This window comes from Streptomyces sp. SAI-127 (assembly GCF_029894425.1).
GTDB lineage: Bacteria > Actinomycetota > Actinomycetes > Streptomycetales > Streptomycetaceae > Streptomyces.
Genome location: NZ_JARXYJ010000001.1, coordinates 1,116,596 through 1,133,177 on the forward strand (window position 1 = coordinate 1,116,596; position 16,582 = coordinate 1,133,177).

11 protein-coding genes and 2 pseudogenes are annotated in these 16,582 nt (G+C 71.0%); 2 read left to right on the forward strand and 11 right to left on the reverse strand.

Annotated features, from left to right (window positions below; genetic code table 11):
• Window positions 1-24 precede the first annotated feature (24 nt).
• The 3 genes and pseudogenes from M2157_RS05385 to M2157_RS05395 form a co-directional block, all read right to left on the reverse strand.
• Window positions 25-700, reverse strand: a pseudogene (locus M2157_RS05385) (GAF and ANTAR domain-containing protein).
• Window positions 701-1,027: 327 nt separating this feature from the next.
• The gene (locus tag M2157_RS05390; protein WP_280860644.1) at window positions 1,028-2,038 is read right to left on the reverse strand and encodes a zinc-binding dehydrogenase; all 1,011 of its coding nucleotides are present in this window, start codon (window positions 2,036-2,038) and stop codon (window positions 1,028-1,030) included.
• 67 nt (window positions 2,039-2,105) lie between these two features.
• A pseudogene (locus M2157_RS05395) lies at window positions 2,106-2,612 on the reverse strand (transcriptional regulator); the annotation flags it as partial.
• Window positions 2,613-2,932: 320 nt separating this feature from the next.
• On the opposite strand from M2157_RS05395, the gene M2157_RS05400 reads away from it, so the two are divergent.
• The gene (locus tag M2157_RS05400; RefSeq protein ID WP_280860645.1) at window positions 2,933-4,693 is read left to right on the forward strand and encodes a serine/threonine-protein kinase; all 1,761 of its coding nucleotides are present in this window, start codon (window positions 2,933-2,935) and stop codon (window positions 4,691-4,693) included.
• Between the two features lie 31 nt (window positions 4,694-4,724).
• Here the strand turns inward: M2157_RS05400 and M2157_RS05405 are convergent, their stop codons facing one another.
• From M2157_RS05405 to M2157_RS05435, 7 genes are all read right to left on the reverse strand, one after another.
• Entirely contained in the window at window positions 4,725-6,239 is a 1,515-nt protein-coding gene (locus M2157_RS05405; RefSeq protein WP_280864597.1) for an FG-GAP repeat protein, read from the reverse strand.
• Between the two features lie 181 nt (window positions 6,240-6,420).
• Window positions 6,421-6,846, reverse strand: coding sequence for a VOC family protein (locus M2157_RS05410; RefSeq protein WP_280860647.1), 426 nt, complete (start codon window positions 6,844-6,846; stop codon window positions 6,421-6,423).
• A gap of 67 nt (window positions 6,847-6,913) precedes the next feature.
• Window positions 6,914-7,867: an expansin EXLX1 family cellulose-binding protein gene (locus M2157_RS05415; RefSeq protein WP_280860648.1), complete on the reverse strand. Its 954-nt coding sequence runs from the start codon at window positions 7,865-7,867 to the stop codon at window positions 6,914-6,916.
• Between the two features lie 55 nt (window positions 7,868-7,922).
• Window positions 7,923-9,176, reverse strand: coding sequence for a 4-hydroxybenzoate 3-monooxygenase (locus M2157_RS05420; RefSeq protein WP_280864598.1), 1,254 nt, complete (start codon window positions 9,174-9,176; stop codon window positions 7,923-7,925).
• A 106-nt stretch (window positions 9,177-9,282) separates the two neighbouring features.
• The gene (locus tag M2157_RS05425) at window positions 9,283-11,172 is read right to left on the reverse strand and encodes a glycoside hydrolase family 97 protein (protein WP_280864599.1); all 1,890 of its coding nucleotides are present in this window, start codon (window positions 11,170-11,172) and stop codon (window positions 9,283-9,285) included.
• A gap of 25 nt (window positions 11,173-11,197) precedes the next feature.
• Window positions 11,198-13,507 (reverse strand): Tat pathway signal sequence domain protein, encoded by a 2,310-nt coding sequence (locus M2157_RS05430; protein WP_280864600.1) that lies wholly within the window; start codon window positions 13,505-13,507, stop codon window positions 11,198-11,200.
• Window positions 13,508-13,703: 196 nt separating this feature from the next.
• Window positions 13,704-14,249, reverse strand: a complete 546-nt coding sequence (locus M2157_RS05435; RefSeq protein WP_280864601.1) for an AAA family ATPase — start codon at window positions 14,247-14,249, stop codon at window positions 13,704-13,706.
• 187 nt (window positions 14,250-14,436) lie between these two features.
• Here M2157_RS05435 and M2157_RS05440 point away from each other — a divergent pair, with 187 nt between their 5' ends.
• Entirely contained in the window at window positions 14,437-15,624 is a 1,188-nt protein-coding gene (locus M2157_RS05440) for an acyl-CoA dehydrogenase family protein (RefSeq protein ID WP_280864602.1), read from the forward strand.
• Between the two features lie 56 nt (window positions 15,625-15,680).
• Here the strand turns inward: M2157_RS05440 and M2157_RS05445 are convergent, their stop codons facing one another.
• Window positions 15,681-16,403, reverse strand: a complete 723-nt coding sequence (locus tag M2157_RS05445) for a FadR/GntR family transcriptional regulator (protein ID WP_280864603.1) — start codon at window positions 16,401-16,403, stop codon at window positions 15,681-15,683.
• Window positions 16,404-16,582 lie beyond the last annotated feature (179 nt).

Genomic DNA, 16,582 nt, shown 5'->3' on the forward strand with positions numbered 1-16,582 from the left:
TCTGCGAGCGACCAGTAGGAGCGGTCAGGCCTGGGCGGCGCGGTTGGTGCGGACCCGCTGGGCGACATCGCGCAGCTTGATGTTGTGCTGCTGCGAGATGCGGCGCAGCACGTTGAAGGCGTCGTCCTCACTCAGCTTGTGCCGTTCCATCAGGATGCCCATGGCCTCACCGATGGCGTGCCGGGTCTTCATGGCGTCCTCGAGCTGGTCGATGGTGCGGGCGTCGGCCAGGGCGACGGCGGCGTGCGAGGCCAGCATCCAGCCGGCGGTCTCGATGTCCTTGCCGAAGGCGCCGGGGCGGCGGGAGTACAGGTTCAGCGCGCCGAAGTCCTCGTCGTGGGTGTAGAGCAGCACCCCGGTCATGCTGCCGATACCCAGGTCGCGAGCCGCAGCGGCGAAACCGCGGCCAGGCCGGCTGAGGCTCGGTGATGTCCGCGATCCGGAACACGCGCTCGTCGTTCCCGCCGGTGGCTCGGGCGGCGAGATCGAAGCACGGGCCCTCTGCCAGCTCACCCTGCAGCTGGTCGGATGCCTCCACCACGTCGCCGCACGAGGACAGCGTGACCGCCCGGCCCTTGCGGACCGCCAGGATCCCGGCCGCGTCACAGCCGTCCACCAGTCGCACCGCCGAGGCCGCGATCTCGTCCAGCGTCCCCTGCACCGACTCCTGCGCCAGCAACGTCCGCGCAAGCTGGGCCATCGCCTCGGCGAATTCTCGCCACTCCACCGCCACCACCCACCTCGCCCACCGGTTCGCCCACCCTACCGCCGCCCCGCCCCCACCATCGGTCGAACCGGCCTCGCCGGGCCATGCCCCGGCGTGAGCAGCATGACAGGCTCACCTGAGCGCGGCCTCTCCGGCTCGTTGGCAGAACCGGAGAAGCCTGGCCGGAGCGGCCCCCATGGGGTACGCCGCCACACCGGCCTGCCCTTCAAGTCCCCAGCCCTGACCGCGCTACTCCTGCGCAATCCGGTGCTTGCATGCCGTGACGGAGGTGGGCCGACACCACCGGCCGTGGTCAACGTTTCAACGGTCCTCGTGTCGGACGCGGACGACGAGCTTGCCGGTGGCGCGGTCGTGTTCCATGTCGTCATGGGCCCTCGGCACCTGCTCCAGGCCTTCGTAGACGCGGTCCACGGGAAAGGCCAGCCGGCCGGTGGCGACGGCGTCGAGGATCTCCTGGAAGGCCTCCCGAGGCAGGTCTGCGGCGTCCCCGAAGTAGCCCGCGAGCCGTACGCCCCTCGGCAGGTACTCGTTCGGGGAGAAGTCCCGCACCGTCCACTGGTTGGAGAGACTGCCACCGAAGCAGGCCGTGCCGTGCACGCGTACCGCGCGCAGAGTGTCGGGCAGGGTCGGTGTGCCGACCAGGTCGAGGGCGGCGTCGACGCCGTGCGGGTACAGCTCGCGTACGGCGGGCGCGACCTCGCCGGTGTCGAGGAGGGGGTGGTCGACACCGCGCTCCGACAGGAGCGTGAGGCGGTCGGCACGCCGGGTGGTGGACAGCACGGTGGCGCCGCGCCAGATGGCGAGGGCGGCGGCTGCCAGGCCGACCGAGGAGGTGCCGCCGCGGATCAGCACGGACTGGCCGGGCTGCAGGTCCAGGCCGATGGTGAGCGAGCCGTAGGCGGTCTGCACCATCTCCGGCAGGGCGCCCAGCACCTCCCAGGGCAGGTCGGTGTCGACGGGGATGACCTGGGACAGCGGCACCGAGGTGTACTCGGCGTAGCCGCCGTCGTAGGTGCGCCCCATGTCCCCCATCATCGCCACGACCTTCTGCCCGGGAGCCAGCCCACTGCCGGCCGGGGCCGCATCGACCGTACCGACGGCCTCGATGCCCGGCACCCGGGGAAAGCCGACACCCACGCTCAGGCCCAGCCGAAGCTTCAGCTCCGAGCGGTTGAGGCCGAACGCCTCGACGCGGATCCGAACCCAGCCGTCCCTTTCGGCCGGGAGCGGGAGCGTGGTCAGCCGCAGGTTGTCCACGGGGCCGGGAGCGGAGAGCCGGACGGCGCGCATGGTGCTCGGCGAAGACGACATGAGCCTGCTTTCTACCCCGGGGGCGGGAGCGTCGGTCGGCGGTCGTCAACGTGCGGCCGCTGCGGGTTCATTCCCGACTCGTCCCGGATCTCCGCCGGGAGGTCGTCATGCCCAGGTGGTCATCGCGTCCGGTCCCCCACGAGGTGAGGATGCGCAAGGCGTCGCAGGAGGGCGTGCCGGGTTCGGCGGTCAGGATCATCAGGCGTTGTCCGGAGCCGTCGGGGGCGGCCCAGGTGTCGCAGTCGAGGGTGAGGTCGCCCACCGTGTGGTGGCGGTAGTGCTTGGTGCCGTAACTGGCGCTGTTGACCCGGTGTTCGGCCCACCACGTGCGGAAGTCGGGGTCCTGGACGGACAGTTCGCCGACGAGCTGAGCGAGGTCGGGATCGTCGGGATCGGCCGCGGCCTCCATGCGCAGCGCGGCGACGGCTTCCCTGGCGTCGTGGGCCCAGTCCTGGTGCGGCTGCCGGACCACCGGGTGCGTGAACGCCAGCCGCAGGTAGTTGCGCCGATGGGCCGGGAGGGCGGCGAAGTCGGTGTAGAGGGCCGCGGCGGCGGGGTTCCAGGCCAGGATGTCTTCCGTGTAGGAGGGCATCTGTTCGATCCGGATGTTCTTCGCCCGCGCCGGCTGTGCATCGGAGATCGCTTTATGAGGATTCGACAACGCCGTCGGAACAAGCGAGGGGGATAACTCCGCTTTGCGTCGCACGAGTTGTCAGGCTGTGGCCAAAGCCTGTGCACTCGGCCCTTTTTGACCAGCGCCACCCCGGGCGCCGGGGAGTGCCGACTCGGCGGTCACGCGCTCGGCCGATTCCCTGACCGCGTGCACGGGCTGCGTTACGCTCATCACCCGCTGGGGGGAACTGGCGTGCATCGAACGTGACTTCGGGGGATTCCTTGTCGGGACAGCGGCCGGCCTCGGCGGACGACGCGGCTGCCGCACTGCGGCAGACCGGTGCCTTACCACTGCGCCTCGGCGACCCGAGGCGCGTCGGACCCTACGCGCCGGTTGCCCTGCTCGGCAGTGGTGGCATGGGGCGGGTGTATCTGGCGCGTCCCGCGGACGACAGCCCGGGCCTGGTCGCGGTGAAGGTGATCAGGCCGGAGTACGCGGAGGATCACCGGTTCCGGCGCCGGTTCGAGCGCGAGGCGTCCGTGCACGCCCGCCTTCGTACCCTGCACGCACCCCGACTGTGCGGCACGGGCTTCGAGGACGAGTTGCTGTGGATGGCCACGGAGTACCTTCCCGGCTTCGATCTGGCGGAAGCCGTGAAGGCGTACGGTGCCCTGGAGACGGCGGCGGTCTGGCGGCTGGTGGCGGAGCTCGGGCAGGCACTCGCGGGCCTCGCCGTCGAGGAGATCGTGCACCGGGACCTGAAGCCGTCCAACGTGCTGCTGTCCGTCCGGGGCGCGCATGTGATCGACTTCGGTATTTCCAAGGCCGCCGACGCGAGCGCGATCACCGGCACGGGCAACCGGGTGGGGACCCCGGCCTACATGTCGCCCGAGCATCTGCGAGAGGGCCTGTCCGACACGGCGTCGGACGTGTTCTCGCTGGCCGGGACACTCGTCTACGCGGCAACGGGGCGTGCGCCGTTCGGCGACGGCACCGGGGTCGACGTGATGCACCGGGTGGCCTACGAGGACCCGAACCCCGAGGTGGTCGCTGAGATCGCGGAGGCGGACGCAGAGCTCGGTTCGCTGCTGACCGCCTGCCTGGACAAGGAGCCCGCGCGTCGGCCCACTCCACAGGAGCTGATCGACGCCGCGGGCTTACGCCCTGTGCTGTCGACCTGGCCGGAGCCGCTGGGCGGCAAGGTGCTCGCCCGGCAGCAGGCGTACGAGGCCCTGCACCAACTGCCCGTCGAGGCGATGAGCCGTCTCCGGTCGCCGGGCGACCTGCCGCTGCCCCCGTCCGCGCGGGTGCCCGAGGGCCCTCCGCCCGCTCCGCAGTCATCGGAGAAGGACGAAAGCTCCGTGGCCGCGCCCCCGCCCGGACGGCCGGGCCCGGCGGACGCCCCTGTCCGCAGCCGTAGGAGATGGTTATTGGTCGCCGTCGCGGGCATCGCGATCTGTGTCGTGGCCGGCGTGGCTTTACTGCTCATCCGTCAGGATCCCCCCGCGGCCGCATCCCCGAAAGCCGGTGCCACCAGCGCAGACGGCACCGGCCCCCGCGACGCCTCCAGCGGTTCGGTGTCGCCGAGTACGAGTGGACAGACCCGCCCGGACGTCGACGGCGCCGTCGAGGAGGACCGCGACGCCGAGGCGGGAACCACCTCGACGGAGCCCGAGGCCTCGGGCTCCGTCGGCGACCAGGACGACAACGCAGTGCCCCCCGGTGACACTCCGTCCACCGCGCCGACCCCCACGCCGTCCGCCGACAGCCCGTCCGCCGGGACCGACACCGCGCCCTGGCTCGCGGAGTGCACGTACTACACCGGCAACGGACGCACCGGCCTCGGCGACAGCGGCAAACGCGTCCAGCAGGTGCAGTGCATGCTCACGGAGCGCGGGTACAGCGTGGGAAGCGCCGGTGTGGACGGTGAGTTCGGGTCGGGCACGGAGACCGCGGTCCAGGCCTTCCAGAGCGAGCGGGGGCTGGACGCCGACGGCGTCGTCGGGCACGACACCTGGGTGGCCCTGCGCAGCGCCGAGTGACGACCCCTGACCAACGGTCGACGCGCCGCGCTCACTCGTCGATCACCGAACCGAAGTGGGCACCGTGAGCGCTAGCGCCGAGGGCGGCGGCGCCGTAGGAACGGGAACCGTCGGCGAGCAGCCCGTTGCCGCTCGCGGGCAGCAGCCACACCGCGCCGTCGCCGGCGTTCTCGTCGGGCGCGGCGGCCACCAGCTCGGCCCGGCCGTCGCCGTCGGTGTCGATCAGCCGCACCTGGGCGCCCCAGCCGTCACCGGCCTCGGCGGCTCCGGGGATGCCCGGGGTGTTCTGGTCGAAGGACTGGGCGCCGGTGCCGGTCAGGCCCTCCTGCGCGCCACGCAGCAGCCACACCGCGCCGGCAGCGGCTTCGCCGTCCGCGTCCTCGCCGGGCGCGCCGACCGCCACGTCGGCGAAACCGTCACCGTCGACGTCCGCGACGGAGAGGTCGTTGCCCCAGGAATCGTCCCCCTCCCCCGCTCCGGGCACGCCCGGGGAGTTCTGCGACCACCACTGCGGGGCGGTGCCGGGACCCTCCGTGCCGGCGGGCCCGTCCTCGCCGCCGTAGTAGACGCCGACCAGCCCGCCGGGCGCGTCAGCGTCCCCTGCCGCCTCGTCCACGGCGCTGAGCTGGCCGACGACGAGATCGTCGTAGCCGTCGCCGTTGATGTCGCCGGAGGCGGTGCCCAGGCCGCCGTGCAGGTCGCGCCCGTAGCTCAGGCCTTCGGCGCCACCCGCGTAGTAGGCGGACCAGCCCTTGGTGTAGTCGTCATCGGGGCTGTAGCCGGAGACGACGAGGTCGGCGAAGCCGTCGCGGTCGTAGTCGCCGGTGGTCAGGTAGGCGGCCTGCAGCGTGTGGCCGGTGGAGTGCGGGGTGCCGACCTGGCGCAGGACGCCGGCGTGGTACGTGAAGACGTGCAGGCCCGCCTTCTGGTCCAGGACGACGAGCTGGTCGCCGTCGATGTCCCCGGTGAACCGGGCGGCGGCCACCGCATGGCCGAACCGTGCGCCCTCGGCGGGCGTGGCGGCGGCGACGGTCGCGGTGCGCCCGGTGTCGAGGCCGCTCGCGGAGCCGTAGACGACGGTCACCCGGCCCGCGTCCTCGACGGCGCCCTCGTCCTCGCCGGGCGTGCCGATGACGGCGTCGTCGTAGCCGTCGCCGTCCAGGTCGCCGGTCGCGACCGCCTGTCCGAAGTGGTCCCCGGTCTCGGAGGTGCCGGGCACGCCCTTGGTCGACTGGCTGACGAGCTGGACCCGGCCCGTGGGCACGGTGTTGTTGGTGCCGATGCCGTTGGGAGCGCCGTACTGCACGGTGACGTATCCGGCGCCCTCCTTGCCGTCGACCGTGCCCTCCGGGACGCCGGTGAGGAGGTCGCCGTAGCCGTCGCCGTCGAAGTCGCTGTTGCGGTCGGCGGCGGAGGTGCCGCCCGGGACGCCCGCGAACGCGGTCGGTGCGGCCAGGATGCCCGCTCCCGCCAGCAGCAGGAAGGAGGCCGCTGCGACGGCGGCCGAGCCTGCGGTACGTCGCTTGGTGCGCGTGGTGATGCTCATGTCTGGTCCCCCCGTGGGATGTTGATGGTCTGTCAGGCGGCTGGTCCGGCCGACTGGTCTTGGTGCAACGCAGGGTTCGACACGACGAGCCCGGAACAAGTTGTGGGGCCCGGGCGTGCTGTGACACCCCAGTGACATCCGTTGCCGCACCACGACACCCGGGGCCCCGGAACCCGCGGGATCAGTGCACCGGCTCGCCGATGCCCAGCAGGTTGCCCTCGCTGTCACGGAACCAGGCGGCGCGCTCTCCTCGGGCGTTCTTGCTCGGGTAGTTGCCGTCGATGTCGGCGATGCCGTTCTCCGTGCGGAAGCCCGGGAGGTCGACCTCCTCGAAGACGACGCCACGCTGCCGCAGCTGGGAGACCACGGTCTCGATGTCGTCCACCTCCCATCCCATCTGGGTGAAGGTGCCGGGCGAGGACCCTGCCGACCGGAAGAGGGCGAAGTCCGTGCCCCCGCAGCGGTACAGCAGTCCGCCGGGGCGTTCGTCGACGGGCTCGAGACCCAGCTGCTCGGCGTAGAAGCGCCGGGCCCGGTCCAGGTCCTGGGCGGGAAGCCTGGTCGCCACGCGACCCCGGGCCAGAATGTTCCTGTCGTCTGCGGTCATACCTCCACTGTGCGCCGGTTCGCCGTTGTGTGCCGGGCGCGCCGGAAGCGAGCTGTTGAACTGGCGGTCAGTGCTGGGCGAACTGGACCCGGGTCGGCTGCACGACGTCGGGCTTCACGCCGATACCGGCTATTTCCAGTCGCTCGCCGTAGATGTCGGTGATCCTGATCGCGCCACCGCATCCGCTGCCCTGCTCGGAAAGGAAGTAGTTGTAATCCGTGCGGGGCAACTCCTTCCAGCCGGCGGCGGTTTCGACTTCCAGTCGGGCCAGCGGGTTGCGGTGGCCGATCGCCTGGACACCACACCAGTAGCGGCTCGATCCGGTCTTGTACCGGATCGAGACCGTGTCGGAGGTGCTGGGGCTCAGCAGGCTCCAGGTGATGGGGATCCGGCCCTGCACGGGGGCGGCGAGTTTCGCGAACGCCTGGGGGCTGAGGTCGAGCTGGCCGGGTGCGCAGGGCAGCGGGCACTCGTTGGTGATACGGACCGTGACGGAGGCGCCGCTCCCGGCCCGGACGCGGATGTACGCCCCGCACGCCTTGGACGTCTCGTAGTCGGTGTGGTTCATCGCCGCGGTCATGACGTCGGCGGTGGGGCCGTACAGGCAGGCGCCGTCGCCGTTGCCCACGTCGTAGAAGGTGGCCACTCCCTCGTAGGAGACGCCCGGTTTGATCCGGCCGGTCAGCGATGCCGAAGCGGACACCTTCCGCGCCGGGCGCGAGGCCGGCGGCGTCGACGGCCGGGGCGACGCGGTGCTCGCGGTGGCCTTCGGGCTGCTTGTGCGGGCCGACGCCGAAGGGGATGCCGAGGCGGGCTTCGGGTCCCGCGTCGCCGGGGTGGGCGTGCCACGGGTGGCGGCGACGGCCGTGGCCGCAGCTGAGTCGGCGGCGTCGGTCTCGTGGTCGGGACCGAAGGTGACGATCAGTACGGCCACGAGCGCGACGACGGCGGCCGCGGCCGCCGAGACGAGGGCCGTGCGCCGCCTGCCCGACGAAGAGGAACGATGCGAACGAGATGCCACTGGTGCGTCCTTCGGTGATCCGTGCAAGCCTCCGGCGGAGGGTGCTTCCGACTCGTCAGTCGCCGCCGGGCGCGGAAAGGTTGCCGGGGACTTTCCGGGCCGCCGCGTCCCCGGTCGGGTCCAGTCCCGTCATGAGTTCCGCGAAGGCACTGGCGGCGGCCGGGGAGGTGAAGAGACGGTCGAGGCGGGCGCGGGCGAGGTTGCGCAGGAAGGGCTCGGCATCGCCCGCGTCGTGAAGGGTCCGGGTGAGCCAGTGGGAGAACTCCTGGTCGTTCCAGACGCGGCGCAGACAGCGTGCCGAGTAGGTGTGCAGGGCGGTGTCGTCGCCCTGGACGGAGTCGCGCACGGCCCGGGCGAAGAGATCGGCGTCGTACAGGGCGAGGTTCATGCCCTTGCCGCCCATGGGTGACACGATGTGCGCCGCGTCGCCGACCAGGAAGAGACGGCCGTACCGCATGGGGTCGTGGACAAGGCTGCGGAGCCGGAAGATCTCGCGGTCGGTGATCGGACCGGACACGAGGCCGGGGTCGCCGAGCCTGGTGCGCAGGGCGTCCCAGACGCGGGCCTCGGGCCAGGCGGCGGGGTCGTCGTCGGGCCGGCACTGGAGGTAGTAGCGGCTGGACCGCGGCCCGCGTGGGAAGTGAGCGGCGAAGCCCTGTCGGCTGACGGCCAGCAGGGGGTGGGCCGGGGGCGGGGCGTCGGCCAGGACGGTGAGCCAGCCGATGCCGTGGTCGAAGGCGTACGCGGTGAGGGCACCGTCGGGGACGGTCGTACGGCTGACGCCGTGGTCGCCGTCGCAGCCGGCGACGAAGTCGCACGTGATCGTGCGGGGCGTGCCGTCCGCGGTGCGGTAGCGGACGGTCGGGCGGTCGCCGGTCACGTCGTGCAGGGAGACGTCGGCGGCCTCGAAGCGCAGGTCGCCGCCGTCCTCGAGATACGTGGCGGTGAGCTTCTGCACGAGGATCTGCTGAGGGCACAGGCGGGCCGGAGGGCCGTCGGAGCCGTCGCTGTCGGACACCAGATGGCGGCGGCCGTCCACCCGGAACTCCAGGATGCCGTCGTACGGGACACCGCCGAGGACCCGGTCAGTCAGCCCCCACGAGTCGAACATGCGGACCGCGCGCGTCTCGACGATGCCGGCCCGCTGGCGCTGCGCCACGTGGTCGCGGGAGCGGCGTTCCAGGACGACGCAGTCGATGCCGATGTGCAGCAGCAGCGTGGCGACGGCCATCCCGGCCGGCCCCGCGCCGATCACGACGACGGTCGTGGATTCCGAGGAATCCCGCAACTGTCCTGCTCCTTCGGCCACTTGGGCACCTCCGGGACCAGCCTGGCGAGGGCGGTGGCCGAAACGAGGCGGATCCGATCAGCGTAGGCGCCGCTGATCGGATCCGGCTCCCGGAACAGCAGTGTGCTCAGCGGTAGCAGGTGGTGAGGCCGGGCCGCCACGGGCAGGCGAGCGCGGCGAAGCCGCCGTTGGTCACGACGTCGACGCTCAGCGTGTCGCCGCCGCGCAGGACCTGCCGGTCCTGGACCAGGCCGTCGGCGCCGTCCCGGATCGTCTCCACCAGCCACCGGCCCGGACCGAGGGACAGCGGCACTGCGGCCGTGCGGGCGGCACCGGCGAAGACGCCGCCCAGGAACCAGCGCTCGCCGCTGCGGCGGGCCAGCACGGCTTCCTGACCGGGTTCACCGGCGAGGAGACGGGTGTCGTCCCAGGCCGCGGGGACCTGGTCGAAGTAGTCCCGGGCGAGCGGCCTGGCCTCGTACGACTCCGGGGTGCCCGCGAACATCTGCAGCCCCGACTCGTAGACGACGGAGAGGCCGACCTCGGCCGCGTCGGAGTTGGGCCGCAGACCGACGCGCTGGAAGGCGCCGGGTGTGAAGTCCATGGAGCCGATGACGTTGCGGGTGAACGGCAGGGTGGTGAGATGGGCGGCGGTGTTGGTGCGCTTCTCCTCGCCCGCGACGCCCTCCAGGGTCATGACCTGCGGCCAGGTGCGCTGGATGCCCTTGGGGATCGTGGAGCCGTGGAAGTCGATCATGAGGTGGTGGGCGGCCGTCTCCGCGAGGATGGCGTCGTACCACTGGAGCATGGGCTGCGCCTCGGAGTTCATGAAGTCGATCTTGACGCCCTTGACACCCCACTTCTCCAGGGTCGGCAGCCACTGGGCGCGTTCCTCGGGGGTGTCGAGGTCGCGCTGATGGATCCAGACGATGATGCCGACGCCCTTGGCGCGGGCGTAACGGACGAGCTCGGGCATCCAGCTGTTGGTCTGCCAGTTCGGGTCGGTGGTGTCCCATTCGTCGGTCTTGAAGTACCAGCCCGCGTCGACGGCCTCGTAGGGCCAGTTCCGCTTCGCGGCGTAGTCGACGAAGGCCTTCTGCGCCGTCAGGCTCTGTCCGGCTTCGCGGCCGCCGGCGAGCCAGGTCCACAGCACGGTGCCGGGCCGGATCCAGGAGGGGTCGGCGACTTCGGAGGCGGGGGCGAGGTCGTCGGTGAAGGTGGACCGGGTGACGGTGGCGAGGTCACCGGTGACCATGGCCCGCCAGGGGGTGACGAGGGGGCCGTCGCTCTTCACCCGGTCGTCGGCGAGCTTGATGCGGTAGGTGCCTGTGCCCTGGGTGTGGGCGAGGCGGGCACCGGAGTAGGCGCCGGTGAGGTCGGACTCGGCGAGCAGGGTGTAGCCGCCGTCGGTCGCGAACAGGGCCTGGTCGGAGTACTCACCGGTGGGTGCGGTCGCCGCCGTGTACTGCACGAACTGGCCTTCGTTGTCCACCCGGTAGGTGCCGAGCCAGCTCTTCGCGTCGGCCGGGAGATTGAAGGCGGACGTCTCGCCGAGGACGTCACCGGATCCCGCGGGCAGGGCGTAGCGGTAGGCGATTCCGTCCGCGGAGGCTCGGACGACGAGGTCGAGGCGGGCGCCCGCGGCCGTGGCGAAGGAGAGACGGGTCTCGTTCATGCGGACGAGGCGGTCCAGGCGTTTGCCGGACTTCGCGCGGTAACGCTCCTGAACCGTACGGTTCTTGCGGTGCAGGAAACGCAAGTCCTCGGACAGGTCGGCCCGTTCGGTGACGATGCCCACGGGCGACGGTTCGATGACCGTACGGCCGTCCCGGGACACGGCGAGGCTCAGCGTGCCCGTGGCGTCGTCGAGGGTGACCTGCGCGCGCGGCGCGTGTGCCCCTGCGGACAGGGACCAGGCCTGGTCGTGCTGTTCGGCCCGTGCGGGTGCGGTGGTGAGGAGTGCGGCCGCCAGCGAGGCGCAGAGTGCGGCGACCGCGGTTCTGATCGGAACTGCCATCGGAAACCTCCGAGTTGTGTGGCCTTTACGGCAGACCCCAGGCCGGCCCGGGCTCGCTGACGGCGACGGGCGCGATGCTCAGGTCGGGGCGGGAGCCGGTATGGACGAGCACCTCACGGCCGCGGGGCAGGTCGATGGCGAGGGTGCCGTCGCCGAGGTCATGGGTACGGGCCGGGGTGCCGTCGTCCAGCACGGCGGTGAGCTGCCCGGTGAGGCCGTGCCGGAGCTTGAGGGGTTCGCCCGCCAGGCTCCTGACCCTGATGAACCGGGTGGCCCCCGCCTTGCGGACGGCGCTGACCAGGAAGGCGCCCTCGGTACGGAAGTTGTGCAGGGTGAGGTCCGCCCAGGCGGTCGGGACGGCGGGGAAGACGCGGATCACTCCGCCCCAGCTCTGGCAGAACATGTCGTGCAGGGACTGCGAGGCGGACAGCGGGGTCTCGATGACCGGACCGGCCTCCGTGTAGTGGGTGTTGGCCCGGCACGGGTAACGGGTGGTGGGGTCGAAGAACTTGCGCAGGTAGGTGATCGCGGTGTCGCCGTCGCCGCTCATCGCGTACATGGAGGCCGCGCCGGTGTAGCTGTAGCCGCGGTGGGCGCCGGTCAGCGCGTGCCAGTGGACCAGCGACCTGGTGATGAGGTCGCGGTTCTCGGGCTGGTCCCAGTTGACGAGGTAGAGGGGGTAGACCATCAGCAGGTGCGAGTAGTGGCGGTGGGACTGGGCGTAGGGGGTGTCGGCACCGATCATGAAGCCGTTGGCGTCGACCGGGTACGGCGTGAGTCTGGCCAGCACCTCCTGCCAGCGCGGGGCCAACTCGTCCTCGATGCCGAGGAGTTCGGCGGAGTCGAGGAGGGTCTGGCAGCCCCAGCGGATCAGGGCCAGGTCGTAGTTGGTGTCCTGCGGCGGTACGACGGGGTATTCGGGCGAGAGGGTGCTGGGCAGGTGGAGCTTGCCGTCGCTGCCCGGGGTGAGGAAGTGCAGGTAGTAGTTGATGGCCCGGCGCAGCACCGGGTAGATCGTGTCGCGCAGCAGGGACCTGTCCATGGAGTGCCGGTACGACAGCCACACGTTGTGCAGGGCCCAGGTGAGGTCGCCGGTCTCGGCGCCGGTGCCGGGCCGGCCGACGCCGCGGTTGGCGAACATGTCGGAGCTGCGGCCGACGCCGGAGCTGTCGGCGCGGTAGGCGGCCGGCACGTTGGCGATGAGCTGTTCCTGGTTCTGGCGCAGCGTGGTGGCGAGGGAGTCCAGCTCCGGGTGATTGAAGCCGTGGATGAGCCAGTACTCCAGCTGGACGTTGAGGTTCCACCAGACCGCGGGCCACGGCGTGGGCTCCAGCCAGGGCCCGGAGGTGGCCATGACGGGGCCGCCGGCGCGGCTCGCGGAGGCGACCTTGTAGAGCTGGATCCAGTGGAAGCTCTGGAGCCGTTGGTCGGGGAACGAGACGAAGCTCTTGCGGTAGAACGCGTGCCACCAGTCCGTGTGGCGGCGCCTGAGCGTGCTGTACGACTTCGCGCGGCGGAGGTTGCGCAGCGAGTCGGCTTCCGCGGCCGTGCCGGAGGGATGGCTGTGGCCGACGCTGAGGAGCAGGTCGTCGCCGGTGCGGCGGTGGGCGGTGGCGGTCTGGCCGCCGCCGGTGAGGGGCTGGAGGACCTGTTCCGTGCCGTCGGTGGTGGTGCGGGTGGTCCAGGCCGGGTTGGCGGTGTATCCGGCGGGCGGTGCCTCGCTGATCTTGCGGGGGCTGATGGCCTCCGCGGGGTGGAAGGTCCAGGTGGCGCGTTCACCACCGGCGGCCTTCACCCGGACGGCCAGAACCTCGTCGTGGATGAGGGCGGCGAGGGTGAGGGTGCCGGCCGTGGTGGTGACCGTGCCGGTGAGTTCGGCGTTCCACAGGCTCAGCCGCCAGTCGACGGCGGTGATCGTGCCGGCCGGTTCGAGGGTGAGGTGGCCTACGGGGAGACGGCAGGTTCCCCAGCCGCTGCCGAACTCGGGGCGGTGGTCCTGGACCCGGCCGTGCTGGACGGTGAAGCGGATCTGGTTGGCGCCGGGCTCCTGATAGATCATGCTGCCGAGTTGGCCGTCGCCCAGGAAGGGGCCCTCGTACCACAGGGTGGGCAGCCTGCTCCACAGCAGGTCCTGGTCGTTCAGGAATCGGGCCCACGCGCCGTCGGTGGTCATGGTGTCCCGGAGTTTCCAGGGGCGGCCTGCGGCCCCTGACGAAGACATCGGTTCTTCGGCGCGGGCCGTACCGGGTAACGCGGCCGCCGCGGCTCCGCCCAGCGCGGTGCCGAGTACGGCTCTGCGGGCCGGCTGCGAGTGTCTCTCCGGCTGTGAGGTCATCGTCGTCCTCTCTACCTGACGGATCCTCGATACATCGGGTGTATCGGGGAACCTAAGAGGCCCTTGTGTACCTGTCAATGACTTCAGCACCATGCGAATCACGTGACAGTCGGGTCATTCACGACACCCTCACCCGGGAGACCCATGTCAGCAGGCCTAGGCCAGCCCTTCGACCCATCCGATGTATTCCCTTCGTTCATGACGTGGGCGGCGCAATCACCGACAGGACGCCGGCGAGGCGGTGGGGCAGGTCGTCGGCGGGGACGTCGATGAGCTGGTAGCCGAGCTCGCGGTAGGTCTCCTCGTGGACCTTCTCGAACACCAGCGACTCCTGATAGCTGATCCGGCGGGCCGAGGTGGGTTCACAGAACCCCAGATTGCGGATGAAGAGCACCTGGCGCTCGTAGATCCCCTCGGAGCGGATCCGCTCGAGCTCCGCCCCGAGCGTCCGGGACACCGGGCGCCCCAGGTAGGTGGCGAGTGCGAGGGTGCAGACCGGTGAGCGGTCGAAGATCTGGAGGGCGGCGGCCCCGCTCGCCTCCTGCTGCCGCTGTCGCTGCAGAGTGACGATCTCGTCGATGAAGGACACCCGCGTCCACGGCTCGTCCTCGCCCTGGGCCTGAGCCCGTGCGATGACCTCCGTCGCCGCCTCCTCCACCACGGCGTGGCCGAGTTCGCGCAGGCGGTGCAGGATGGTGGTCTTGCCCGCGCCGGGTGTGCCGGTGAGAACGTAGCGACGCATGGTGGAGCCCTTCTCGTGGAGGGTGGGTGGTTCCGATGGCGGTGCGCGGACTCCGGAGACCGGAATTGCCTCTGCCCGTCGAGACCGTCGCCGACGTCAACAGCACGGCCTGAAGGGGGCGTTGACACCCGACAGGTTCGGCGTCACGGTGAGGGTTCGCCGCGCAACGGGCCCCGGAGGTCTTGCCTTGGCTGGTTCATCCGCACCGAACTCTGACGCCGAACTCGTCGAACGCGTACGGAAACTTCAGCCTCTCATCCGTTCCCACGCCCTGCGCACCGAACAGGAACGCCGGGTGACCGGCGAGGTCGTCGCGGCTCTCACGGACGCCGGGGTCCTTCGCATGAACGTGCCCCGCCGGTACGGCGGTTACCAGACCTCGGTGCGTGCGCAGGTCGACGTACTGAGCGAGGTCTCCGCCGCGTGCGGGTCGACGGGATTCATGGCACTGATCCAGGCCGGGTGCGCGTTCATCGCTGCACTCTTCCCGGACGAGGCACAGGACGAGATCTTCACCGGCCCTGACATACGGGTCAGCGGCACCCTCATACCGAAGGCGAAGGCCCGTCCGGTCGAGGGCGGTTACGTGGTCGACGGTACCTCTCCCTTCGCCACCGGCTGTCAGGACTCCGACTGGCACCTGCTGACCGCTGTGGCGGACTCCGGTGGCGGCCGCCCACCGGATCTGCTGTGGACGGCCGTTCCGATGACCGAACTCGACGTGCTCGACGACTGGCACGTCTCCGGTCTGGCCGGGAGCGGCAGCAACAGTGTCGTCGCCCACGACGTCCACGTCCCGGCCCACCGCGTCCTGCCACTGGGGCCGTTGCTCGGCGGGTCCTACCCCTCGCGGCGCAACAGCGAAGACCCCTTCTACGGCATGCCCGTCCTCCTGCTGTTCTGTGCCTGGACAGCGGCCGGCGCCCTCGGTCCGGCCCGGGCGGCGCTGGCGGAGTTCGGCGAACGCATCCGTCAACGGGGCATCACCTACACGATCTACGAGCATCAGCACACCGCCCCGGTGACGCATCTGCAGTTCGCCGAGGCCGCGATGAAGATCTCCTGTGCCGAACTGCTCACCGCCGACTTCGTCTCGCTGATCGACACCCGGGTCGCGGACGGCAATCCGTACACGCCGGAGGAGCGGGCCCGGATCCGGGCCCAGTCCGGTTATGTGGCGCGGCTGTGCAAGGAGGCCGTAGACCTGATCGGTTCCGCGTCCGGCGCGTCGTCGCTGCAGCTGGAGGTGCCGGTCCAGCGTGCCGTGCGGGATCTCAACGCCCTGAGCCTGCACTCCTTCGTCAACCCCGCCGCCAATCTGGAGTTGTACGGGAGGGTGTTGTCAGGGTTGGACGCCGGTACGCCGTTCCTGTGATGACTTCCGCGAAGATGACTTCCGCGAAGCGGCGTGGCGGGGGTCGCGCCCGCTCGTCAGCTGCGCGCTGCCGTCCCGAAGGGGAGGGCTTCGCCTGAGCGCAGGTGCTCCCTCAGCCACTGTTCGGTGTTGCTCACGTGCAGCAGGGCGGCGGCCTGGCTGAGGGCGGAGTCACGGGTGGACAGGGCATTGAAGATCGCCTCGTGCTCGGCGAGTGTGCGGCCCGCGGCCCTGTCGTCGACCAGACCGCGCCAGATACGGGCACGCAGGGTGCGGCCGGAGATCCCTTCCAGGAGGGTGAGGAGGGTCTCGTTGCCCGTGGCCGAGACGACGGCGCGGTGAAAGGCGGCGTCGTGGGCGTTGAGCTGTGCGACGTCGTCCCGGGCCTCCCGCATGGCGTCCAGGTGCCGCTTCACCTCGGCCAGCTGGGCGTCGGAGATCCGGGTGGCGGCCAGGGCCGTGGCCATCGGTTCCAGGAGCCGCCGTACCTCCATGAGGTCCTGCAACGCGACCGAATCGCCCTGCAGCAGTTCCACCGCGCCGCCGAGCCCCTCCAGGAGCAGGCTCGGCTGCAGGCTGGTCACATAGGTGCCGTCGCCCCGCCGGACCTCAAGAACCCGGGCGACGGCCAGCGCCTTGACCGCTTCGCGGGCGAGGTTGCGGGACAGCCCCAGTTGGGCGGCCAGGTCCGGCTCCGGTGGGAGCTTCGAGCCCGGCGGCAGAGCACCGGTCCGGATCAGCTCACGGATGTCCTCGATGGCCTTGTCCGTCAGAGACACGACTCACCCCTCCCCCACCGTGCTCCGCGGGCACGTCCGGCCTGGTCAGTCCCTGAGTGCGGAGATCTCCCCAGAGGCCGACCGGGGTGTGTCGATCATGGAGTTGCACGTTCCGTCCGACCTGTCCGGGAGTCCGCACGCCTAGGGCGACGTTGATGATACTGGGACGCATGGGCGGG

Bases quoted from the DNA above. Each gene is read 5' to 3' on its own strand.
- M2157_RS05435 (WP_280864601.1), bottom strand. From the start codon at position 14,249: ATGCGTCGCTACGTTCTCACCGGCACACCCGGCGCGGGCAAGACCACC.
- M2157_RS05430 (WP_280864600.1), bottom strand. From the start codon at position 13,507: ATGACCTCACAGCCGGAGAGACACTCGCAGCCGGCCCGCAGAGCCGTA.
- M2157_RS05410 (WP_280860647.1), bottom strand. From the start codon at position 6,846: ATGACCGCAGACGACAGGAACATTCTGGCCCGGGGTCGCGTGGCGACC.
- M2157_RS05425 (WP_280864599.1), bottom strand. From the start codon at position 11,172: ATGGCAGTTCCGATCAGAACCGCGGTCGCCGCACTCTGCGCCTCGCTG.
- M2157_RS05390 (WP_280860644.1), bottom strand. From the start codon at position 2,038: ATGTCGTCTTCGCCGAGCACCATGCGCGCCGTCCGGCTCTCCGCTCCC.
- M2157_RS05405 (WP_280864597.1), bottom strand. From the start codon at position 6,239: ATGAGCATCACCACGCGCACCAAGCGACGTACCGCAGGCTCGGCCGCC.